Below are 21,603 nucleotides of genomic sequence, written 5' to 3'. Positions count from 1 at the left end.
CTTCTCCGATTAGGCCTGGCCAACCGTTTCATCAGTAATACCTAGTTCTTCTTTAACCCAATCATAGCCTTCTTTTTCAAGACGTTGTGCAAGCTCAGGGCCACCAGATTTAACGATGCGACCTTGCATCATTACGTGTACATGGTCAGGTGTAATATAGTCAAGTAGACGTTGATAGTGCGTAATAATTAGGAATCCGCGTTCCTCTGAGCGCATAGCGTTAACACCTTCTGCTACAATACGCAATGCATCGATGTCTAGACCAGAGTCAATCTCGTCAAGAATAACGAGCTTAGGATCTAGAAGCATCATTTGAAGAATTTCATTACGTTTCTTCTCACCACCGGAGAAGCCTTCGTTCAAGTAACGATGTGCAAACTCAGGGTTCATCTCAAGCTCTTTCATCTTACCTTCCATTTGACGGATGAATTTGATAAGAGAAATTTCATTGCCTTCCTCACGGCGTGCATTAATCGCAGAGCGTAGGAAGTCAGAGTTTGTTACACCAGGAATTTCAGATGGATACTGCATCGCAAGGAACATGCCTGCACGAGCGCGCTCATCCACTTCCATCTCAAGTACGTCTTCTCCGTCAAGTGATACGGAACCGCCTGTAACTTCGTACTTAGGGTGACCCATTAGTGCAGAGGCTAACGTAGATTTACCTGTTCCGTTCGGCCCCATGATGGCATGGATCTCGCCGCCTTTTATTTCAAGGTTAATTCCTTTAAGAATTTCTTTTCCTTCGATTTCGGCTTTTAGGCCATCGATGACAAATTTCGTCGACATAATATACTATCCCTCCACGGTTATCTACATCTTTATATGTTGATTCTCAATGATTCTCAATAATTATTATAATTTAGTTTTAGTTATAAATCAATCATAAACGACTTTATTGCAGCTTTTACAAGCTTTTCACCGTTATTTATGTCAATGCAAGCTTCAGTTCTTTATATTTAATGGAAAATTGCTCATCCGTCAGTACTGGCTCATATTGCAGCTCTGGAAGTGATTCCTCAATGTTTACCCAAGATCTGCATCCACGATATGCGTCCTGCATTGCCGTAGTTACTGGCTCCATTAAACGGTAAACCCGCAGCACAATTAAATGCAATGGCTCGGTTTTCTTCCATTTAAGTCTTTCCTCAGCAAACTGATCTGTCCAAATATGAAGATTAGAGACTGCCTTTAGCTTGTCCATATCATGGATTAAAATATCCTCCACTGCTTCTGCGTAGCCCTCAAGCTTCATCTCCGATTGATCTGGTGACCACCCCTTCATCGTATCTGGAATGCGCCCTTGATATGCGGGCTTTAACAGATGCTCCTTTTGGTGCTCATATGCAGGCATCAGATAGAACTGATGGGAGCTTAACGCAAAGTGCTTTGTTTCCTCGCTTATGCCACCCTTACGAAGTACAAAGATCAGTTCTCCTTTTAATAAGGAATCAACTGTAACTGCCCATTCTTTAAATGCGACTGGATTCGCTTGTTGAATCATCCCATCATCTCCTTCACATTTTCGCATTGTCCCGGTTGCAATATGTGAAATACATATTATTCCGATAAATTTTAATGGAATTGGTAAATTTGATATTCCATGCGATGTCATAATCTATTATACTATACTTTATGGTGTAAGAACGATAATGATTTGGAGGTGGACGATATGTCAACATATCATCCTTTGACGGAACAAGAGGCCATAGAAATTGCACGCAATCTAGACCAGTTTTTTCCTAGCAACGCCTCTTTAAGCTGCAGGGAAATCGGAGACGGTAATCTGAATCTTGTTTTTCATATAATAGATTCAACAAGTGGTAAAAGCTTAATTATGAAGCAGGCTCTCCCTTATGCAAAAGTCGTTGGAGATTCATGGCCGCTAACCTTAGATCGTGCTCGTATTGAGAGTGAAAAGCTAATTCTCGAAGGCAAGCTAGCACCAGGCTTAGTGCCGCAAGTTTACAAATATGATCCAGAGCTCTCTCTTACGATTATGGAGGATCTGAGCGATCACGTGATTATGCGCAAGGGGTTAATCGAAGGTAACGAATATCCACACTTCGCTGATCATATCTCTACCTTTTTAGCAAACACGTTATTCTACACTTCGGATCTTGGGATGAACCAGCAGGATAAGAAGCTGCAAGTAAAAAACTTTATTAATCCTGATCTATGTAAAATTACTGAAGATCTTATCTTCGATGATCCGTACACCGTTTCATCTAACAACAATTATGAACCTGCGATCGAGGACGCAGCCGCTGCACTTCGCGCAAACGATGACCTGCATCTAGAAATAGCGATATTGCGCGAAAAGTTTTTAACACAGGCTCAAGCGCTGCTACACGGCGATCTGCACACAGGCAGTATATTTATTAAAGAGAATTCTACGAAAGTCATCGACCCAGAATTCGCATATTACGGACCAATGGGATATGATATTGGTGCGGTTTTTGCAAATCTTCTATTGAATTATGCTGGACAAGAGTATTGGATGAAGGATGCAGCTGCCCGCGAAGCTTTCCGCAACAATCTACTTCAGACGATTATTTCGATTTGGAACCAATTCAACGATAAGTTCCTAGCTTTATGGGAAACGCATGGCGTGGACAGAATGGCTAATGAAGCCAAGGGCTATAAGGAATACTATATGAAGAAGGTTCTTCAGGATACGGTTGGCTATACTGGCGCAAAAATGGTGCGTCGAATTGTAGGACTTGCTCATGTAGTAGACATCGATGGTATTGAAGATGCTGCGATCCGCAATTCTGCACAACGATTAGCACTAGCAATAGGTACAGAGCTTATTGTTCGTAATCGATCCATCGATACGATTGAAGAGCTTATAGAGCTTGTTAAAAAACAACTAGAGAGATAGATCTCAAGGAGAAAGGAATTAGATAAATGAATGAAACCTATGTAGGCTTGGAATCCGTTAAGTGGAGCTATGGACAAATTGACCTGCTCGACCAACGTTTGCTTCCTGAAGAAATTGTATATTTACCGCTAGTAACGAAAGAGGATGTATGGGAAGCGATACGTCATCTTAAAGTTCGAGGAGCACCCGCTATTGGGATCGCTGCCGCTTACGGCGTTGTCGTGGCGAGCCAAGCAGCTGAAAGCTTAGAGCAGTGGAAACAGCTTGTTGTCGAGTCTGCAGAATATCTTGCAACTTCTCGTCCAACGGCTGTAAACCTGTTCTGGGCACTAGATCGCATGAAAGCTGCTGCTGAGCAAATTGTGGTGCAAGGCTTCTCACTAGAGGACAGCAAAAAAGCACTTGAGGCCGAAGCGATTGCTATTCAACAGCAGGATGAAGAGACCAACCGTGCAATTGGTGAATATGCACTTTCCTTGTTCAAGGAAGATATGGGTGTTCTAACACACTGTAATGCAGGTGGACTAGCGACGGCAAAATACGGAACCGCACTAGCACCATTCTATCTAGCGAAAGAGCGCGGCATGAAGCTTCGTGTATTCGCAGATGAGACACGTCCAGTTCTACAAGGTGCACGCCTAACAGCGTTCGAGCTTCATCAAGCAGGCATCGATGTTACGCTTATCTGTGACAATATGGCTGGTATGGTCATGTCTAAAGGTTGGGTTGATGCAGTCATTGTTGGGACCGATCGCGTAGCGGCAAATGGTGACGTAGCTAATAAGATTGGAACATACAGCGTTGCTGTGCTTGCAAAAGCTCATGGTATTCCATTCTATGTTGCATGCCCGCTTTCTACGATTGACCTTAACACGCCTACAGGTGCGGAAATTCCGATTGAAGAGCGTCCAGATGAGGAAATTACTGAAGGCTTTGGCAAGCGTACTGCGCCGCAAGGCGTTAAAGTATTCAACCCTGCCTTCGATATTACGCCTAATGAATATGTTGCAGGGATTATTACGGAAAAAGGCATTGTTACAGCTCCTTACGAAGAAAACCTACGTAAGCTGTTCGAGCAATAACACCATATGATATGCGGAGATGCCAAGCTCATATGAGCTTGGCATCTTTTTCATGCTTGAACCACCGCGGACGTTACTGTATCAAGCTATCTTCTGATAGTTATGCGTAATAACCACTCCGCTCTCACTAAATCATTCGCTCTAAAGCGTCTATCCCTTTCATACCTACATGAATGCCTAGTCGCTCAGCTTCTTCTGTTACCGACTCTAGCGGTGCATGCATAAGCTCATCCAGCGTTCTTACCCCCACTGCTCTGCCTGCAATAATCTTGCGATCCTTAAGCTTACTATTCAGCAGAGCTACATCAAGCGCTCCGCACATAATATACCCTTTATCCGACGATATCGATAATAGTGATGTTTTAGGCAGCTTCACCTCTGTTCCAATAACTGTGGCACCACTTGGTAAAGAGAACGGTATCATTTTAATCATCTGCTGTTCACCTCATATCGAATGTTATATACTTATACACGATATGCATAAACAGAGTGATTGTGTACCAGTGATCACAATGTCAGTTATAGAAATAGCTTTTTATAAGCGCAAAAGGATGCCATTCTTTCGAATGACACCCTTTCTTGTTTACTTATTTTTGATATGACAGCAGTATGGTTAGAGTTTACTTCTCATAGATAATGTAGCTATCATCCCATAAGATGTAGCCTGTGCCATCTGAGCCAGCTTCGGCTTTAAAATTAAACGTAAACTTCGTTTCACCATTAGCGACAACGGTTATATCTGATTTCGTAGAATCATTTGCGATATCACCAATTGCGTAGGTCTGTTTATCGGTAGTTCGTATGGAATATTCAGCACCGCCATCTTTTTTCGTATCCTTATAGCCGAGCGTTAGCTTTAATTCTTTTACGCCTTTAGGAAACTCTAGCGTAACCGAATAGCCTGCACTATTCACGCCTTTTACAATATAAGCCGCATCATACTGAACGCCGCCAACAAGCAGAACTTCTTCATCTCTCGTAATTCCAGCGGTGTAGCCTGCAGTCATCTTTACATTTTTCTCAGAGAACTTCTCTTGAACTTCTCTAACTACCTTTTCCTTCAATTCAACGAGCTGCTTCTCTTGGTTCCACACAACCTCCATACCCGTTGCTCAGCAACAGATCTTAATGGTAAGTATGTTGTGTTGTTATATGTAATAGGCGCAAGTTTTTTTCCTTTTGAATCGACTGGAGTCCATGAACTACCCTTTAATTTAAAAGTAATCGCGTGATTCAAATTCGCTTGAATCTTCTCAAAGTTTGACGCTGCATACGTTGCACCTGATGCCACAAGCAGCATGGTCGCAATAATACCTGTCTTCACCAATTTTTTCTTCATTATGATTCCTCCTTATGGTTTGCTTTCGCATCTCGAATTCACACGGTTCTGATTATAACGTTAAAACATATGAAATGACCAAGAATTTTACAAAAATGAGCATTTTATACTATTATTTAAATAATTTCATGCTTTGCATTGGGGCTTTAGAAATAGATTTTTTCATGGTATAGTAGGAATATCTTAATACGCGGGGGAAATGAATGAGATGAGCAAATCATCGTATGTTTACAATGTACAGCTATTGATAGAGGATGAGCATCATGCGTCCGCGTTAGCTCAGTTACTAAATAAATTAAACGCAGCAAACTTCATTGATTATAAAATCTTATCCGGCATCGAGCTCGGACAAGAATTAGATGCCAGAATAGCTAATGCGGGTTCCAAGGCTACAATTCCTATCCAGCAGCAAGATACAAATGGTAAAGCTGTTTCCAGCCCCACAAAATCTACTGCTACAAATGATTCTGACAAGAAAAAAGATTCTAAAGAGGATTCCTACTCTCACAGCTTAGATATATTCCATCAATTTAAGAGTAAAAATAAGCTTATACGTCTAATTGTTAATCGTGGATTGGGGATAAAATCAAGCATTCCTTGTCGTGTCATTAACGTCAGTGAACAGGAATCGATCATTACGGTGTACCATGTTGATGAAAAACAAGTTTATACATTTAGACTGAACGAAATCGAGGACTATATCGAGTCTTAGAATTACACTATTATTCTTAGATTACTAAAAAATAGAGGCTGAACCGATTGTATCAATATCGGCTCAGCCTCTTTTAATTTAAGCAGAATATAATAGCTTTTGGAATTGTTCACTTGGAACGGGAGGACTTTTTAGATAGCCCTGCATCTCATCACATTGAAGTGATCGTAAAAACTCAAGCTGTTCATTCGTTTCAACACCTTCAGCAATAACCTGTAAATTGAGCTTATGGGCCATTGCGATGATCGCTGATACAATCTCAGCATGACTTTTTTCTTTTAAGATATCCATCACAAATGAACGGTCTATCTTCAAACGATTGATTGGAAGTGATTTTAGATAATGGAATGAGCTATAGCCTGTCCCAAAATCATCCACACTAATTCCAACCCCTAAATTACTAATTGCCACTAATGTGCGGTTCATCTCATTAATATCTATACTCATAGATTCTGTAATTTCAATATCTAAATATTCAGGAGGCAAGCCGCTTTCCTCTAGTATTTTTGAGATTTGCAGCGACATATCATTTCTAACAAATTGCCTAATGGAGAGGTTAACAGCTACTGGTACTATCGGCAGCCCAGCATCTAGCCACTCCTTGTTTTGACGACACGCCTCACGTATAACCCATTCACCAATCGGGACAATTAGACCACTCTCTTCCGCTAGCGGAATAAAGTGGAGAGGCGATAACAGCCCTTTTGTCGGATGATTCCACCGAATGAGTGCTTCCACACCTACGATTTTACCCTGCACCACATCATATTGAGGCTGATAGTATAATTCAAACTCATGCTTTTGAATAGCCCGGTGAATTTCATGCTGAAGCTTCAATCGCTCATAGGATGAATTATTCCATTCCTCGGAATAGATTAATATCGGGTCGCTAGCTGTTTCTTTCACTTTTACAAGTGCCATATCTGCTTTTTTGAATAAGGAATAGCCATCGTCATCCGGATCAATATTGACTGCTATCCCCATACTTGCGCTCATATGTACAGGAACACCCTTTATATCATATGGCTCGCTAATAGCATCCAAAATATGCTGCGCTCGTTCCAATAGCTGGTCAATATGCTCTAAATGATTAAGCAGCAATGCAAAGGAATCTCCCTCCATTCTTGCAACAAAATCATGCTCAGACAGCAATCGATTCAGACGATCGGCCATCTGGAGCAGCATAAGATCTGCATACTCACGACCAAAGGAGGCATTAATTAGCTTGAAATTATCAAGATCAATATAACAAACACCAAGCATAAAATGGTCTTCCTTCGCTCGTAGAAGCCATTCATCAAAGCGAATTTGAAACAAGGTGCGGTTAGGTAGCCCTGTCATATCGTCATAATAGGCCATATAGCGAATTCTTTCTAGATTCCGCTTATGATCGCTTAGATCATGACTGATTAATAACGATCCGATTACCCTGCCGTCCTTAATGACTGGCTCACAGCTGACGTGGAGCTCAAGTGGAAAGGACGAACGATGCAGCGCATGTATGTTTATAGATTCGATTTTTCCGGCACGAACTTGCTCTAATGAGCTAGCTAGTGCTTCTTGACTAGATTGCTCTATCATATCCATAATAGGCACGCCGAGGAGCTCTTGACGCTCTTCATAGCCAAGCATATTGGCAGTTGTATCATTCAGCTCGACAATTTTCCCCTCATGGTTAATTAGAGCGAGTGCTACCGCATCAGATTGAAACAATGTATCTACGATTGATTCATGAATGTTTTTTGAAGATGCAATCTTTCTAGAACGTAGTAACAGTACTATAGCAGTAATAACTAGAAGTAATCCAACAGTGCCTAGAATAACGCGGTACATAAATGATTGTACGATAAATAACGCAATTAACATCCAAGCAAGGGATAAGACGATAAGAAAACCTGCTACAATCGTAGGCCCAAAACCATACATTTGATTTCGCTTGAACAACTCTAATCCCTCGATTCATCATGCCAAAGATTTTAATCCACGATTAAAAATGTCACCTTAAACACAATTATAATCGAAATATGTCATTTGTCATAGAAAAAAATGTTATCTTGCTTTAAATTTTAAGACACCGCTGCAAACCATGATCCAGCCACCGATCATTAATACACCGCCAATTGGGGTAATCGCACCTAGAATGGTTATTCCTGTCAATGCCATAATGTATAAACTTCCACTAAAGATGCAGGTTCCAATCGTAATTAGGAGGGCACCGATTGACAGACTCTTCCCTTCTGTCACGATCGTAGAAGCTAAAGCAATTAACATTATTCCTAGTGAGCTGTACATTTGATATCTTACGCCTGTCTCGAAATTTTGCAGCATGCGTTCCGATACCAGTTCTTTAAGCCCATGTGCTCCAAAAGCCCCAAGCGCTATCGCCAGTGCAGCACCAAGCACACCAATTGCAAAGTACTTTCTAAACATAGTCATCCATCCTTTGTTTGTAGTATAATTAGAAAAAATCTATTGAAGGAGTAATCATGGAACATTCACATTCATCAAAACCAAATACACCAGATATTATTTCAGAACCAAAGCCGTCTAAGCCTCTTAAAGTTAAAGGGCGCTATACACCAAAATCAGCTCCTTCCGCTGAACAAACGAACGGTGATTTTATGACTGGATATCAAGCAGCTCCCGGACAATCGTCTTATGCTTCTGCTAATCCTTATAATGAACAAGGACAGGGTGGCTATCCGTCATCCCAAGAGCCAAGCGGTAAGCTTAAGCATTCCGGACTAGGCATTGCAAGCTTTATCCTTTCCATGCTCGCTTTACTTTCAACCGTTATTGGCTTTATCGTAATCTTTGCCAGCATCTTCGATATGAATGAGCAGGATATTTTACTTCTGCAAGACCCTGCTTATATCGAAGGTATTATAAATGGCTCTGAGTTCCCGCCCTTCTTCGTTTCTATTTTAATCGGCGGCCTACTAATGATGGGTACAGCAGTCCTATCTTTTATTGGTTTAATATTAGGTTTTATAAGCCTATTTATTAAGCAGCGCAAAAAAGTCTTTGGTATTCTTGGCACGATATTTAATGCCTTTCTATGCTTGGGAGGAATCATTCTACTGCTGCTGTCGTTCATTGGCGCATTTGCAGTATAATATAAGCAAATTGACACAGCTCGCGTTGTCGTTAACTCGACACTGAGCTGTGTCTTTTTATATATTTGAACCGTTTAGCTAGGTTACTTAATGATAAAGCTTGCCTTTGAGTAACCATCTGCTGTTTTATTAACTTCTAGGCAGGCAGGCAACGCATTTTTCAGCTCCTGAACGTGGGAGATAACACCGATCATTCGACCGGCACGCTGCAGATCAACTAATGTTTGGATCGCCTTCTGCAAAGACTCCTCATCCAATGAACCGAAGCCTTCATCAATAAACATCATCTCGATCGATACTCCGCCCTGATGAGACTGAATGACGTCTGTCATGCCTAAGGCTAAGCATAGTGCTGCATTGAACTTCTCACCGCCAGACAAAGTCTTTACATCACGAACTTGCCCTGTATACGCATCATATACATCCAGCCCTAAGCCACTTTGCTTTCCGTGTGTTTCCAGTCGATCACTTCTACGCAGCTCAAACTGACCATTAGAAAGCTTACTAAGCCGTAAATTCGCCATCACAAGAATTTGCTCTAAATAATCGATAAGAATATACCGTTCAAACGACAGCTTTAACGGATTATCTCCTTTCATCGTCGTAAACAAATCACTTAGCAGGCTCAGCTGGGCCTCAAGCTCCTGAAGCTGACCACTATAGCTTTGAATGCGATCGATGAAACGCTGTAAATCTGCAAAGCAGCGCTTATGCTCTGCCTCGTCGGCCAATAGCTGCTCAAAAATTTGCTGACTGCTTTCGTATTGCGTCTGGAGAGACTCGATCTCCATATATTCGAGTTTACCTGCCAGCTCCTGTTGTAGCAGCTCTAGCTCATTGTTAAGACGAGAAAGCTGCTGCTCATATTGCTCTACTGAAGTTCTTAGCTGTTTAAGCTGATCCATTGTTAGCTTCGCACTCATGTAATGAGCTTGATCCGCAAATCCAGACTCCTCAAGCTGCGTCTGCAGACTTTGCAAGCTCTCCTCCAGCTCATTCTGCACTCGATCAACGAGCTGCTGCTGGCTCTCAATCTGCGCAAGAACCGTTGTATGCTGCGTAACAACGGCTTGGTACCGATCACTCGCTGCCTTCCACTGTGCTTGCAGCAGCGAAACTTGCTGGCGCAGCTCGTCCAGCTTTTGCTGCAGCCTATGATTATCCTGCAGCTGCTCGGGCACCCGCTCGGCAAGCTGCTTCATCGTCGCTTCGATGGTCGTTTGTTGAATGGTGACCTGCTGCAGCTCAGTGACGAGACGATCACGTTCTAGCTCAAGCTTATGCAGGCTCTGCTCTAGCAGCACAAGCTCCTGCTTTTGCTTCATCGTCTGTTCCATAGTCAACTGTAGTTCAGCAGACTGATCCTTTACCGATTTCCATTGTTCTCGTAGCTTCTTCTGAGCATCTTGCAGCTTACTGAATACGAGATTGAAATCATCATACGGTGCGAATGGCTCCAGCTCACTTTCACTTGCAGGGGATTCCGACTTATCCAGCGACTCCAATGATTCCAATGAGTCTAATGAATCCAGTAGCTCAAGCTGCTTCAGCTGAGCTATAAGCATATGACGCTTTGCGCTGCATTCCGCTTCGATTCGCTGCTGAACCTGAAGCTTCTGCATATGGACAGCCTTAGCCTGCTCTAGCTGTTCCTTTGAAGGTAGCTGCACGAGCTGATTGGCTTTATTCGGATGCTGCTCACTTCCGCATACGGGACAAGGTTGTCCGTCATGCAGATGCATCGCAAGCTGACTAGCCTGACCATTCAGCCATTGCTGCTCTAGCTCTTCCAATGCTGTGAAGGCATGCTTAACGGCAGCTGATGCTTCGCCAATTTGCTGCTCTAGCTCTAGCAGTGCCGCAGTTTCCATGACAATAGTGCTGATTTCTGTTCCTTGCTTTTGAATACTCTTCAGCTGTGCTTGCAGCTCGGCATATCGCACAGCGTCCTGCTCACGAGCCTCAAGCAGCTCTGTCAGCTCAAGCTTTCGTGCTTTCGCCTGCTGAAGCTTCAGCGCTTGCTCCGCTTGCTCTCGTTTTACGTGCTCTACACGCTGCTTTGTCTCGATCTCCTGCTCAGCAAGCTGCTTAAGCTGCTTAACTAGCGGAGCCAAGCCTTCTAATTCATGCAGTTCTAGCTGCTGCGCCGTACGCTTAGGTTCAAGCTGCTGCTGTGCCTCCCATTCCTGCTGAGCCTCTTGCAGCTCGGCATTCAGCTGGAGCTTACGCTCTAATAATTGTCGTAATCGCTCGGTACCTTCATCAGCCTGCTGCTGGGCACGCAGCCAGCGGCTCTCAAAGGGCTCGACGAATCTTGCCTTTTCACCTTCAGCAAGCTTTTTCTTCATCGCCTCAATCTCAGCTGCCCGCTCCTGAAGTAAGCCATGCTCAGCTTGCTTTGAATGCAGCTGCGTAAGCTTACCGTTGTGCTGCTGTGCTTCTTGTAGTGCTTTGCGAGCTGAAGACAGCCTTTCTGCTTGTTCTATCTTTTTTTGATCGATCTCTTGCTGGAGCTGCTCATATGCAGCCTTTTCTTCTTGTAAGGCCATCAATACTTGATAGCTGTTTTGCTGCTCCTGCTTGTACACTTCCTCCAGCTGACTACCTTCTCTTAGCGGCAGCTGCTCGGCAATTGACTGCAGCAGCGAACGCTGAGCATGCTGCTGATCACGAAGCTGCTCCTGCAGCTGCTTCGTTTGCTGACCGACGAGCTGCTCCAGCCGCTCGAATTTCTCTGTGCGAAAAATTTTACGCAATATTTCTTCTTTATTATCTGTGCTCGAGGTGAGGAGTTTTCGGAATTCCCCCTGTGGGAGCATCACAATTTGGATAAACTGATCCTTCGTTAAACCAATTATTTCTGTAATGCGTTGATCAACATCTCGAATAACGAAGCGATCAACTGCCGGGACTTCCCCTTGATCCGTTAGCTCAAACAGCTCGATTTTTTCACCGGTTTCACTTTTATTGTTACCTTTTCTATGCTTCATCTGTCTAAAAATGCGATAGGTTTTGTCACGAACTGCAAATGTCAACTCGACAGATGTATGCGTCGCTTCATCAGCAAAATGACTCCGCAGCATACGAGTTTCCGCTCGATCCTCACCGCTAGCAGCGCCATACAGTGCAAAGGATATTGCATCAAATATCGTCGTTTTACCAGCTCCAGTATTTCCAGAGATGACGAATAGTCGATGATCCCCTAAATCGCGAAAATCAATAACTTCTCGCTCACGATAGGGTCCAAAAGCTGTCAGTGTTAGCTCTAATGGTCTCATACTACTCCCCACTCTCCTTCACAAGCTGCTCATAGGCACTAGCGAACAGCTTTTCCTTATCAGCAGACAGCTCCACGCCCCGTACTTCCTCATAGAATGCTCGAAACAGCTCAAGCGGCTTTAGCTCCTGCTTCATAACGACAGAAGCTCGCTCCTCTCCTTCTATGGCATTAGCATGTCGATGCGCTACACGCTCCACATGCATCGCATTAGGATAAACCGCACGAATTTTCTCCATCGGAAATAATACTGGATTCTCATCTGTTAAGGTTACGTACACATAATCATCATTGCGTTCATGACGCTCAATCTCATCCATTGTCCCAACAACGCGTCTCATATCCCTTCTTGCAGGAAGTGCAGCCTTTTCAATGCTAATATTTGTTTTCCCAAGCTCGACGATGAGATAGCCCTTGTTATGCTTTTCCTCTGATATTGAATACTTAAGCGGAGAACCAGAATAACGAACGTGCTCGAGACCAACATGGTGCGCCTGATGCAGATGCCCAAGTGCTACATAATCAAAGGCTTCAAGCAGCTGTGCACTTACATATTCTGCTCCACCGATAGACAAAGGTCGTTCTGCGTCACTCGTATTCTCTGATGCTTCACCATATGCCGTTACGAATGCATGTCCAACGAGAACGTGTCGGGCATTCGGATCCCAGTGTTCAACAATATGCTGAACGATCGCCTCCATCGCCTCTTGGTGGCTGCGAATATCATCTTGCCCTAGCAAATATCTGACGATAGAAGGGTCAGCATACGGAATTAAATAAAAATGAACCTCTCCGTCAGCATCTTGCATTACGACGGGTTCGATTGGGAATCTTAGCTGGCCGCTCATATAAAGCTGGTTACGCTCCATCAGCTTTACTGCAAAATCAATCCGATCTGGACTGTCGTGATTTCCTGCTATTGCAAGCACTGGCACCTCAAGCTCCAGTACAATTCGCTCTAATGTTTTATTCAGCAGCTCGACTGCTTCTGTTGGAGGGATCGCTCTATCGTACAGGTCACCAGCGATAATTACCGCATCAGGTTTTTCCCTCTCTATTGCTTCTATAAAATGATCAAGCACTGCAGCTTGATCTTCCGTCATATATACACCTTGAACGAGCTTTCCTAAATGCCAGTCTGCTGTATGAAATAGTTTCATCATGTCACCCCTTCTAATCATTTTTCATAATTTCATATTTCTCTTATCATTTAAGTTTACCATCCCGCCTATAACACTTCTACTATCGGATATGAACCTATTGTTTCATTTTTGTTTCATTCATCTATCAATTTGACTATAAAGATTGTTACTAGTGGAAGTATAAAAACGATCATGATATGATTGCATTGAACTGTAGGAAAGCATTTACATCATTAGGCTTCATAGTGGACACTGACATAGCTTTACTCAGCCTATCTCAAGAGCGCTAAGCTAAATTGGCTAATACAATCTAATGCAATAATATGTCATTCCAAACGATATAACTATTATGAATGTTATGCTGATGCGTAGATGTACACGCGATCAATCGTACAAGCAGCATGGCACTGAAGCAGACTGCTGTGATCGCTGCATAAACAATTCACTACAGTAATCAATCTCATGGTGTAATTGCAACTATTGATGTGAAGGAGCGCTGCTCATATGAGTAAAAAGCAATTGTTCAACAATGACTGGTCTTTCTCGAAGCAACCACTAGATACTGGCCTTGAGGCTGCGCTGGCAGCAGATAACTGGATGGCGGTAACACTGCCGCATGACTGGCTGATCTACGATAGCAACAACCTGTACGAAAACGGTGAAGGCTGGTATCGTAAAACGCTTTTTATGGACAAGCTGTCACAAGAAACGATCACTTCCTTGTATTTTGAAGGCGTCTATATGGATAGCACGTTATATGTTAATGGACAAGCGGTCGGAGAGTGGAAATACGGCTATTCTAGCTTTGAGATGGATATTACATCTTATCTTATCCAAGGGAATAATGAGATTCTCGTTAAAGTCGTTCACCAATCTCCGAATTCTCGCTGGTATTCCGGTGCCGGGATCTATCGTTCTGTCTGGCTTATTGAAAAGACTGTAACCCATCTGCCAACGCACGGTGTATATATAGCGACAAAACAGCTAGACGACAGCTGGCTTGTTGATATTGATACAGAGGTTTACTTTGACACAGCAGTAAGCAAGGACTCTGCCTACCGTATTGATCAGCAGCTGCTTGATGCAGATGGAAAGCTCGTTGCACAGCTAAGCACACCGCTTACTGCTGCAGCAGGGGAAACCATTACTGCTAAGTCTGAGCTTCAAGTAGCAAGCCCTAAGCTATGGAGCATCGGGGCTGGAAATCTATATACACTATCAACCTCCTTGTATCGTGACGAGCAGCTACTGCAAACGGATTCTGAGAAGTTTGGCTTCCGTACGTTGCACTTTACAACAAACGATGGCTTTTTCTTAAATGGCGAGTATGTCAAAATTTACGGAGTATGCCAGCATCATGATTTGGGTGCACTCGGCGCTGCGGTTAATCGTAAAGCGATGAGACGACAAATAGAGCTGTTAATCGAGATGGGTGTCAATGCGATTAGAACAGCACACAATATGCCTGCGGTTGAGCTGATGGAGCTTGCCGATGAGATGGGCGTACTTATTTGCTCAGAAGCATTCGATATGTGGGAACGACCGAAGACGCCTTATGACTATGCACGCTTCTATCCAGACTGGTGGCAAAAGGATATAAACAGCTGGGTTCGACGCGATCGCAATCATCCAAGCCTTATTATGTGGAGTATTGGAAATGAGATCTATGATACACATGCAAGCGAACGAGGCCAAGAGCTTACGCGTGAGCTAATGGAGCTAGTAGAGCAGCTGGATTATAAGCGTAATGCTGTCGTAACGATCGGCTCTAACTTTATGCCGTGGGAAAATGCACAAAAATGCGCTGATATCGTAAAAGTCGCTGGCTACAATTATGGTGAGAAATACTACGATCAGCATCATGAGGAGCATCCTGACTGGATCATCTACGGCAGTGAGACAGCTTCTGTTGTGCAAAGTCGCGGTATTTACCATTTCCCACTTGCTCAGGCTGTCCTTGCTGATGACGATGAGCAATGCTCTGCACTAGGCAATAGCTCGACAAGCTGGGGAGCGAAAAATACGGAGGCCTGCATTATAGCAGACCGCGATGCGACCTATTCATTAGGTCAATTCATATGGACTGGCTTTGATTATATCGGTGAGCCAACGCCATATCATACGAAAAATTCATACTTCGGACAGCTTGATACTGCCGGATTTAAAAAGGATTCCTTCTATATCTATCAGGCTGAATGGACTGACTATCGCGTAAATCCAATGGTTCATATATTCCCTTATTGGGACTTTTCTGAAGGGCAACTGATTGATGTTCGCGTTTGCTCTAATGCACCGAAGATTGAGCTGTTTTTCAACGATCAATCTCAAGGAATTGTTCATATCGATCATAAGCACGGGCAGAAGCTGCTTGGAGAATGGCAAATCCCTTATCAGAAGGGTGTATTAAAGGCAGTTGCTTACAACGAGTATGATGAGGTTATTGCGACGGATACACAAGCCTCCTTCGGGGATGCTGTGAAGCTAGTTCAGCAGACCAATGAACAAACACTAGCTGCAACAGGCTCTGACTTAGCCTTTATTGAGATAAGTACAGTCGATGAGCACGGATTACCTGTTCAAAATGCGAACAATCGCGTTCATGTTACCATTGACGGACCTGGTCGACTTGTTGGACTAGATAATGGTGACAGCACAGACTACGACTCCTACAAAGGTACAAACCGTAGATTGTTTAGTGGAAAGCTGCTCGCAATTGTAGCAAGCACACTAGAGCCTGGTGAGATTACTGTTACAGTAGCATCTAGAGGACTTGAAGCAAGTAAGCTTACGTTGGTAAGCAAGCCTGCTCCGCAGCAATCTGCAGAACAGCAAGTAGATACACTCTATGCGTACTCTGCAGAACAGCAAGTAGATACACTCTATGCGTACGCGGAAGCCTTTGAGCATGATTTCTCGCAAAGCAGCATTCAGCTGGAGCAAGAAGAAGTTCCAGTACGTAAAATCGAGATCATCGCTCCTCAAGGAACAACGATGAATGCTGAGCTGCGCTCGCTTCCTGTTGTGATCAAGCTTCATCCTCACAATGCAACGTATGAGGATGTAGAATGGCGTCTAGCCAATGCAGCAGGTGTTGATGCCAATATGGCAAGGCTTGATGTTAATGGCGCTCATGCGACGATACATGCGCTTGGCGATGGTGAATTATATATTCGCTGTGGTATCAAAAACGGAAAAGATAAGCTGCAGCATTACTCCCTGCTCGAGTTCTCGATTAACGGTATTGGACAGGCGTTTATTACACCTTATGAATTCGTCTCTGCTGGCTACTACAGTGAGCGCAGTACGAATCTTACGATGGGTAATGAGCGTGGTGTCGCAACTGCTCGTGATAGCGAGAGCATTATCTGCTTTGAGAAAATTGATTTTGGTAGCTTTGGCTCTGATGAAGTAACGCTGCCTATCTTCTCGCTAGATAGTGATCCATTTACGATGGAGCTGTGGGAAGGCTATCCTACAGATGAAGGCGCAACACATCTTGGTACGTTAAGCTATGACAAGCCGACGAAATGGAATGTTTATCAGGAAGAAACCTATAAGCTGAATAAGCGACTTAAAGGAATAACTACATTATCACTTGTTCTTAATCGAAAAATTCATCTTAAAGGCTTCCAGTTCACCAAGCTTGAGAAAGCATACCAGCAGCTTCGTGCACTTGATTACGATCAGCTGTATGGTGACTCCTTTACGATTACAGAGCATGCCATTGAGAATATAGGAAATAACGTCTCTATCATTTTTGATGATATGAACTTTGTAGAAGGTGCAAGCAAGCTTACGATCTGTGGACACTCTCCAATCGACAAAAATACAATTACGATCATCATGAGTGGTGACCAGGGCGACAGCAAGCAAATGGTTGAATTCACTCATTCAGATGATTATATTACGCGTACCTATGAGCTTCAGCCGGTAGAAGGAAAGCAAAAGATTATGTTCGTGTTCCTGCCAGGCAGTCAATTCGACCTGAAGTGGTTCAAATTTGAAGCGTAATATCAATAGATATTACTTTTGCATAGTCTTAATAAACATGCAGGCAGCTGTTATAATCAGCTGCCTGCATGTTTTAGTTTCGGTACACTTGCAATAGTATGAAATCTCTAGTATATTTCACCTTTGATTTTGTTCAAATAGCCTCTCATTTCGTTTTCTTCGTATTGATTGTAGTTATATCTACTGTTGTTCGCAACGTGAACGGCAGCGATATGGAATAAGTCACAGGCAGTGTAAACCGATGTCCAGAGATTGTCGCAATCAGCATCAGAGTAAGTTTTTAAGTACATTTTATATAAATGAGCAGGGAGGTAATTCTTGAAGTATTTACCGAACTTTCCGGCAGAGACTGAAAAGTCGTTATTTACGCCAATATACCACTCCAGCATTTTGTTAAGCATATCCCTTACATATTCATTAAACATTTTCATGGCGTATGGCAGTTCATTCCTAGCTATACCTTTACCAACATTGTTTAAGCACCACCAGAACTCATTACAGCAATCTGCAAAGAGTTTTTCAGTTGGATGCTTAATATACCAGTGTTTGTCACTAGGAGTTGGTAGCTGTGGTAGATAGTTGTCCTTGTCCAAAAGAGTAATAGCAGGTTCTCCGTCATCTATATAAGGTGTATATTCTATGCTGAGGTCAATACGATTCCCATCTTCAAATATCATTAAGTATATAAAATGACCGTCACCAGTGTTGGGGAGTAAAGTCATGTTTTCAGGCATCTGCATCATAACCGGTTTACCAAAGTGCTCATTAATCCATTCAATATTATTGTAAAATGGCTTTACATCCTTTACAAAATAGGTAATGTCATAATCTTGGTATTTATCTCTTGGCACACTTGGGTTCGCCCGAGAACCAAGCATCAGGATTGCCCTAATACGTTCATCTTTCTTAGCAACACTAATTATCAGATCCAGCATTTCCTGCTCACTTCGCATAACTACTCCTCCCTTGTCGCAACTCCGAAATTATTATTCGATAAGTAGCTCCTACTCCTTTACTATGTTATTTCTAATTATATTAAAATTTCCAGATAATTTGTTAACTTCAAGATCTACTGACAAGCTGTAGTTTTGCCTTCAAGCGAACAATATTATCATGAGCGACCCTCATTCCGTAGGAATGTTCGAGCGAATGATAATATTGTGAGCATCCGAATGTTCGAGTAAATCATATGTTGTAATCATTCTAATCATCATACATGCTTCTTTCACGCATACAATGAATACATAAAAGACGTAAAAGAGGTGACCTCGTATGAAGCAGCAACCGTTATTTGTCGTTTCACGAGAAGACTGGTCATTGCATCGAAAAGGCTATAATGATCAAGCTAGACATCAAGAGCGTGTGCGAGAAGCTATCAAGAACAATTTACCTGATCTTGTATCCGATGAAAGCATTATATTGTCAGATGGACGGAAAACCGTTAAAGTTCCAATTAAAAGCTTAGATGAGGCACGTTTTATTTATAATTACAATAAAAAGAAACATGTTGGTCAAGGTGATGGAGATTCACAGGTTGGTGATGTACTTGGTGTAGATCCACAAGCAGCTAAAAAGCCTGGAAAAGGCCAGGATGCCGGAGATCAACCAGGAGAGGACGTATACGATACTGAGATTAGCATCGATGAGCTGGAGGATATGCTTTTTGAAGAAATGGAGCTACCAAACCTAGAGGAAAAGCAAAAGGACCAGCTGCAAACCTCAGAGGTTGTGTTTCATGATATACGTAAAAAAGGCATCATGTCGAATATCGACAAAAAAAGAACGCTGCTTGAAAATCTAAGGCGGAATGCCAATGCAGGTAAAAAAGGAATTGGCGGGATCTCTCCGGATGACCTAAGATATAAAACTTGGACAGAAATTGTTAAGCCACAATCGAATGCAGTCATTTTTGCTCTTATGGATACATCCGGTTCAATGGGGGCTTTTGAGAAATACTGTGCTAGAAGCTTTTTCTTTTGGATGTCGAGATTTTTACGCAGAAAATATGAGCATGTTGAAATCATATATGTTGCCCATCATACAGAAGCTAAGGAAGTCTCCGAAGAAGATTTCTTTTCGCGCGGAGAAAGCGGCGGAACGATATGCTCCTCAGCATATCAAAAAGCACTAGACCTCATTGATGAGCGTTACCCTACACAGCTGTGGAATATTTACCCCTTCCACTTTTCGGACGGTGACAATCTTACATCAGATAATGAGCGGTGTGTGCGCCTAATCGAGAAGCTTATGCAGCGAAGCAATATGTTTGGCTACGGTGAGGTTAATCAATACAATCGGAACAGTACGTTAATGAGTGCATATAAGCATATTTCCAATAAGAAGTTTAAACACTTCATAATTCGTGAAAAGGGCGAAGTTTATAAAGCACTTACTCATTTCTTTGCGAAACAGCCTGCGCAACCATAAAAAAGATGCCAGTAAAGCTAACGTGTTAATTGAGCAGCGTTAAGATTTACTGGCATCTTTAATTTAAAATGTAAACGGTAGAAGCTGCTCCGCCATAAGTGTATCCAAGCTCTCGAATTCATATCCCTTTGCTCGAGCGTCATCGATAACTCTAGGAAGTGCAGCTGCATTATCACTCGATACAGAGTGGATAAGCATAATGCTGCCAGGATGCAGCTGCTTCATGATTTGCTGATAAGCGTATTCTCCACCCTTCTGATTGTTAACCTCCCAATCCTTGTAAGCAAGTGACCAAAAAACACTCGTATACCCTTCTTCCCGACTTACAGCGAGTACACGATCGCTAAAAATTCCACGTGGTGGTCTTAAATATTGCATTGTTTTCTGACTGGAAATTGCAGCCACTCCATCCCTAACTTTTGCAAGCTCCTGTCTAATCTGATCATTACTCATCGTTGTCATATCCGGGTGACTCCACGAGTGATTACCAATAATATGGCCTTCATCAACCATTCTTTTAATTAAGTCCGGCTGATCCTGTATATAGTGGCCAGTTACAAAAAAAGTAGCTGGAACATTTTTTTCTCTAAGCGTATCCAATATTGGAGCTGTAAATCCATTTTCATATCCATTATCAAAGGTTAGATACAACACCTTCTTTGTTGTGTTTCCTAAAAATAGTGCATCATTTTTTTGTATAATGTTTGAAAAGCCTTCTTGCTCGATCGATGGCAGATTTCCACCAATGCTGCGCTTAAAGCCAAAATGGAAGGGCTTTTCTGTTTTAGCCGCTGCGTTAACATCCCAATCAATCAGAACAACAACCATCATAGCTGCAGCAAGCAATATGCTCATCAGCTTTATTGTATACTTCACCTTCATTCCTCCAATTGCCCTATTTGTTGTTAGCATGCCCAAATAAGGATAAAAGATTCATGGGAGGATCGAATTTACTCTATCGTATACAGATAGCGACGAATAGACTAGTAATTCGAAGTATGAATTTAAAACAAAAAAACTTTGCAGTGATCTGCAAAGTTAATATGTAATGATGGTCGGGATGACACGATTTGAACATGCGACCCCTTGGTCCCAAACCAAGTGCTCTACCAAGCTGAGCTACATCCCGATGTATGGAGCGGAAGACGGGAATCGAACCCGCGACCCTCGCCTTGGCAAGGCGATGCTCTACCGCTGAGCCACTTCCGCAAAAATGGTGCCGCCTAGAGGACTTGAACCCCCAACCTACTGATTACAAGTCAGTTGCTCTACCAATTGAGCTAAAGCGGCAATTTGGTGACCCGTAGGGGATTCGAACCCCTGTTACCTCCGTGAAAGGGAGGTGTCTTAACCCCTTGACCAACGGGCCTTGCTTTATGTAATTCTATCAATTTCACTGCTTTTATTTCAGCGACAAGAGATATAATATCATCTCTAAACTATTAAATCAAGTCTTTTTTTAATAGTTTTTTTAGCGAAGAAAAGCATGGCGGAGAAGGTGGGATTCGAACCCACGCACCACTTACGCAGTCTAACCCCTTAGCAGAGGGTCCCCTTGAGCCACTTGGGTACTTCTCCATGAATGGCTCCCCGAACAGGACTCGAACCTGTGA

General features: G+C 42.8%; 17 protein-coding genes and 5 tRNA genes. 6 read left to right on the top strand and 16 right to left on the bottom strand.

Going from position 1 to position 21,603, the window contains the following annotated elements; all coding sequences use genetic code 11:
• Nucleotides 1–9: 9 nt before the first annotated feature.
• On the bottom strand, nucleotides 10–789 hold the full coding sequence (gene sufC, locus M3180_RS18490) for a Fe-S cluster assembly ATPase SufC (RefSeq protein ID WP_251670237.1): 780 nt from the start codon (nucleotides 787–789) through the stop codon (nucleotides 10–12).
• Between the two features lie 139 nt (nucleotides 790–928).
• A complete protein-coding gene (locus M3180_RS18485; RefSeq protein WP_251670235.1) occupies nucleotides 929–1,504 on the bottom strand; it encodes a DUF1802 family protein in 576 nt (191 codons plus the stop codon).
• 168 nt (nucleotides 1,505–1,672) lie between these two features.
• On the opposite strand from M3180_RS18485, the gene mtnK reads away from it, so the two are divergent.
• Nucleotides 1,673–2,884, top strand: a complete 1,212-nt coding sequence (gene mtnK / locus M3180_RS18480; protein WP_251670234.1) for an S-methyl-5-thioribose kinase — start codon at nucleotides 1,673–1,675, stop codon at nucleotides 2,882–2,884.
• 26 nt (nucleotides 2,885–2,910) lie between these two features.
• Nucleotides 2,911–3,966: an S-methyl-5-thioribose-1-phosphate isomerase gene (mtnA, locus tag M3180_RS18475; protein WP_251670233.1), complete on the top strand. Its 1,056-nt coding sequence runs from the start codon at nucleotides 2,911–2,913 to the stop codon at nucleotides 3,964–3,966.
• 127 nt (nucleotides 3,967–4,093) lie between these two features.
• Here mtnA and M3180_RS18470 read toward each other — a convergent pair whose 3' ends face one another.
• The 3 genes from M3180_RS18470 to M3180_RS18460 form a co-directional block, all read right to left on the bottom strand.
• The gene (locus M3180_RS18470; protein WP_251670232.1) at nucleotides 4,094–4,399 is read right to left on the bottom strand and encodes a YunC family protein; all 306 of its coding nucleotides are present in this window, start codon (nucleotides 4,397–4,399) and stop codon (nucleotides 4,094–4,096) included.
• A gap of 187 nt (nucleotides 4,400–4,586) precedes the next feature.
• Nucleotides 4,587–5,069: a hypothetical protein gene (locus tag M3180_RS18465; RefSeq protein WP_251670230.1), complete on the bottom strand. Its 483-nt coding sequence runs from the start codon at nucleotides 5,067–5,069 to the stop codon at nucleotides 4,587–4,589.
• Nucleotides 5,027–5,305 carry a hypothetical protein gene (locus tag M3180_RS18460; protein ID WP_251670228.1) on the bottom strand — a complete coding sequence of 93 codons (279 nt, stop codon included), beginning with the start codon at nucleotides 5,303–5,305 and terminating at the stop codon, nucleotides 5,027–5,029. Before M3180_RS18460 ends, M3180_RS18465 begins: the two co-directional genes overlap by 43 nt.
• A 208-nt stretch (nucleotides 5,306–5,513) precedes the next feature.
• On the opposite strand from M3180_RS18460, the gene M3180_RS18455 reads away from it, so the two are divergent.
• Nucleotides 5,514–6,017, top strand: a complete 504-nt coding sequence (locus M3180_RS18455) for a hypothetical protein (RefSeq protein WP_251670227.1) — start codon at nucleotides 5,514–5,516, stop codon at nucleotides 6,015–6,017.
• Between the two features lie 78 nt (nucleotides 6,018–6,095).
• On the opposite strand, the gene M3180_RS18450 is transcribed toward M3180_RS18455, so the two are convergent.
• Entirely contained in the window at nucleotides 6,096–7,961 is a 1,866-nt protein-coding gene (locus tag M3180_RS18450; protein WP_251670222.1) for a putative bifunctional diguanylate cyclase/phosphodiesterase, read from the bottom strand.
• A 105-nt stretch (nucleotides 7,962–8,066) separates the two neighbouring features.
• Nucleotides 8,067–8,447 (bottom strand): DUF423 domain-containing protein, encoded by a 381-nt coding sequence (locus M3180_RS18445; RefSeq protein WP_251670220.1) that lies wholly within the window; start codon nucleotides 8,445–8,447, stop codon nucleotides 8,067–8,069.
• A gap of 56 nt (nucleotides 8,448–8,503) precedes the next feature.
• Here M3180_RS18445 and M3180_RS18440 point away from each other — a divergent pair, with 56 nt between their 5' ends.
• The gene (locus M3180_RS18440) at nucleotides 8,504–9,133 is read left to right on the top strand and encodes a hypothetical protein (RefSeq protein ID WP_251670219.1); all 630 of its coding nucleotides are present in this window, start codon (nucleotides 8,504–8,506) and stop codon (nucleotides 9,131–9,133) included.
• Nucleotides 9,134–9,216: 83 nt separating this feature from the next.
• On the opposite strand, the gene M3180_RS18435 is transcribed toward M3180_RS18440, so the two are convergent.
• Both M3180_RS18435 and M3180_RS18430 read right to left on the bottom strand, forming a co-directional pair.
• Complete coding sequence (locus M3180_RS18435; RefSeq protein ID WP_251670216.1) at nucleotides 9,217–12,411, bottom strand: AAA family ATPase; 3,195 nt, start codon at nucleotides 12,409–12,411, stop codon at nucleotides 9,217–9,219.
• 1 nt (nucleotide 12,412) lies between these two features.
• Nucleotides 12,413–13,570 carry an exonuclease SbcCD subunit D gene (locus M3180_RS18430; RefSeq protein WP_251670349.1) on the bottom strand — a complete coding sequence of 386 codons (1,158 nt, stop codon included), beginning with the start codon at nucleotides 13,568–13,570 and terminating at the stop codon, nucleotides 12,413–12,415.
• 486 nt (nucleotides 13,571–14,056) lie between these two features.
• Here M3180_RS18430 and M3180_RS18425 point away from each other — a divergent pair, with 486 nt between their 5' ends.
• The gene (locus M3180_RS18425) at nucleotides 14,057–17,563 is read left to right on the top strand and encodes a glycoside hydrolase family 2 TIM barrel-domain containing protein (RefSeq protein WP_251670212.1); all 3,507 of its coding nucleotides are present in this window, start codon (nucleotides 14,057–14,059) and stop codon (nucleotides 17,561–17,563) included.
• A 107-nt stretch (nucleotides 17,564–17,670) separates the two neighbouring features.
• On the opposite strand, the gene M3180_RS18420 is transcribed toward M3180_RS18425, so the two are convergent.
• Complete coding sequence (locus M3180_RS18420) at nucleotides 17,671–18,516, bottom strand: aminoglycoside 6-adenylyltransferase (RefSeq protein WP_251670210.1); 846 nt, start codon at nucleotides 18,514–18,516, stop codon at nucleotides 17,671–17,673.
• A gap of 319 nt (nucleotides 18,517–18,835) precedes the next feature.
• On the opposite strand from M3180_RS18420, the gene yhbH reads away from it, so the two are divergent.
• Nucleotides 18,836–19,990: a sporulation protein YhbH gene (yhbH, locus tag M3180_RS18415; RefSeq protein WP_251670208.1), complete on the top strand. Its 1,155-nt coding sequence runs from the start codon at nucleotides 18,836–18,838 to the stop codon at nucleotides 19,988–19,990.
• 63 nt (nucleotides 19,991–20,053) lie between these two features.
• On the opposite strand, the gene pdaA is transcribed toward yhbH, so the two are convergent.
• The 6 genes from pdaA to M3180_RS18385 all read right to left on the bottom strand — a co-directional run bounded on the left by pdaA (nucleotide 20,054) and on the right by M3180_RS18385 (nucleotide 21,568).
• A complete protein-coding gene (gene pdaA / locus M3180_RS18410; protein WP_432806956.1) occupies nucleotides 20,054–20,821 on the bottom strand; it encodes a delta-lactam-biosynthetic de-N-acetylase in 768 nt (255 codons plus the stop codon).
• A gap of 221 nt (nucleotides 20,822–21,042) precedes the next feature.
• Nucleotides 21,043–21,119, bottom strand: a tRNA-Pro gene (locus tag M3180_RS18405).
• 5 nt (nucleotides 21,120–21,124) lie between these two features.
• Nucleotides 21,125–21,199 (bottom strand) — tRNA-Gly (locus M3180_RS18400).
• A gap of 5 nt (nucleotides 21,200–21,204) precedes the next feature.
• A tRNA-Thr gene (locus M3180_RS18395) sits at nucleotides 21,205–21,280 on the bottom strand.
• A gap of 4 nt (nucleotides 21,281–21,284) precedes the next feature.
• A tRNA-Glu gene (locus M3180_RS18390) sits at nucleotides 21,285–21,359 on the bottom strand.
• 118 nt (nucleotides 21,360–21,477) lie between these two features.
• Nucleotides 21,478–21,568 (bottom strand) — tRNA-Ser (locus M3180_RS18385).
• Nucleotides 21,569–21,603 lie beyond the last annotated feature (35 nt).

Origin of the sequence: Paenibacillus camelliae (assembly GCF_023715345.1) — a bacterium.
GTDB lineage: Bacteria > Bacillota > Bacilli > Paenibacillales > Paenibacillaceae > Pristimantibacillus > Pristimantibacillus camelliae.
This window is presented reverse-complemented; position numbering and strand designations above follow the sequence as displayed.

Excerpts from the sequence above, each read along its gene's own strand:
- M3180_RS18455 (WP_251670227.1), top strand. The coding sequence starts at position 5,514 with ATGAGCAAATCATCGTATGTTTACAATGTACAGCTATTGATAGAGGAT.
- M3180_RS18465 (WP_251670230.1), bottom strand. The coding sequence starts at position 5,069 with ATGGAGGTTGTGTGGAACCAAGAGAAGCAGCTCGTTGAATTGAAGGAA.
- pdaA (WP_432806956.1), bottom strand. The coding sequence starts at position 20,821 with ATGATGGTTGTTGTTCTGATTGATTGGGATGTTAACGCAGCGGCTAAA.
- M3180_RS18445 (WP_251670220.1), bottom strand. The coding sequence starts at position 8,447 with ATGTTTAGAAAGTACTTTGCAATTGGTGTGCTTGGTGCTGCACTGGCG.
- sufC (WP_251670237.1), bottom strand. The coding sequence starts at position 789 with ATGTCGACGAAATTTGTCATCGATGGCCTAAAAGCCGAAATCGAAGGA.
- M3180_RS18460 (WP_251670228.1), bottom strand. The coding sequence starts at position 5,305 with ATGAAGAAAAAATTGGTGAAGACAGGTATTATTGCGACCATGCTGCTT.
- M3180_RS18430 (WP_251670349.1), bottom strand. The coding sequence starts at position 13,570 with ATGAAACTATTTCATACAGCAGACTGGCATTTAGGAAAGCTCGTTCAA.
- mtnA (WP_251670233.1), top strand. The coding sequence starts at position 2,911 with ATGAATGAAACCTATGTAGGCTTGGAATCCGTTAAGTGGAGCTATGGA.
- mtnK (WP_251670234.1), top strand. The coding sequence starts at position 1,673 with ATGTCAACATATCATCCTTTGACGGAACAAGAGGCCATAGAAATTGCA.
- yhbH (WP_251670208.1), top strand. The coding sequence starts at position 18,836 with ATGAAGCAGCAACCGTTATTTGTCGTTTCACGAGAAGACTGGTCATTG.
- M3180_RS18485 (WP_251670235.1), bottom strand. The coding sequence starts at position 1,504 with ATGATTCAACAAGCGAATCCAGTCGCATTTAAAGAATGGGCAGTTACA.
- M3180_RS18435 (WP_251670216.1), bottom strand. The coding sequence starts at position 12,411 with ATGAGACCATTAGAGCTAACACTGACAGCTTTTGGACCCTATCGTGAG.
- M3180_RS18425 (WP_251670212.1), top strand. The coding sequence starts at position 14,057 with ATGAGTAAAAAGCAATTGTTCAACAATGACTGGTCTTTCTCGAAGCAA.
- M3180_RS18440 (WP_251670219.1), top strand. The coding sequence starts at position 8,504 with ATGGAACATTCACATTCATCAAAACCAAATACACCAGATATTATTTCA.
- M3180_RS18470 (WP_251670232.1), bottom strand. The coding sequence starts at position 4,399 with ATGATTAAAATGATACCGTTCTCTTTACCAAGTGGTGCCACAGTTATT.
- M3180_RS18420 (WP_251670210.1), bottom strand. The coding sequence starts at position 18,516 with ATGCGAAGTGAGCAGGAAATGCTGGATCTGATAATTAGTGTTGCTAAG.